The organism is Pseudomonas sp. SIMBA_068 (assembly GCF_046534705.1).
GTDB classification, from domain to species: domain Bacteria; phylum Pseudomonadota; class Gammaproteobacteria; order Pseudomonadales; family Pseudomonadaceae; genus Aquipseudomonas; species Aquipseudomonas putida.
Window position 1 is genome coordinate 1 of record NZ_JAWRYI010000468.1, and the last position, 273, is coordinate 273.

Sequence of the window (273 nt, forward strand, 5' to 3'; positions counted from 1 at the left end):
CGCATCGGCCTGGCCCACGTTTCGCGTGATGTGTTCCTCGACGATGTGCGCACTACCGAGGCCATCAGCGGGCAGTTGCAGCAAGGCATCGCCCTGGCGCGCAAGCAGGGTTCGGCTGTGTTGATCGGGCACCCTTATCCTCAGACTCTCGATGTGCTGGAGCGGGCACTGCCACAGCTCAGAGGCCAAGGCATCGAACTGATCAAGCTCAGCCAGATGATTGCCCTGCGAAGCAACCAAGCGATGCCTGGGCATGGCAAGAATGGCCGCTAC

General features: G+C 61.5%; 1 protein-coding gene. It reads left to right on the top strand.

Going from position 1 to position 273, the window contains the following annotated elements:
* Positions 1-273: divergent polysaccharide deacetylase family protein (locus tag SB756_RS29995; RefSeq protein WP_410913226.1), on the top strand; the 273-nt coding region annotated here is incomplete at both ends.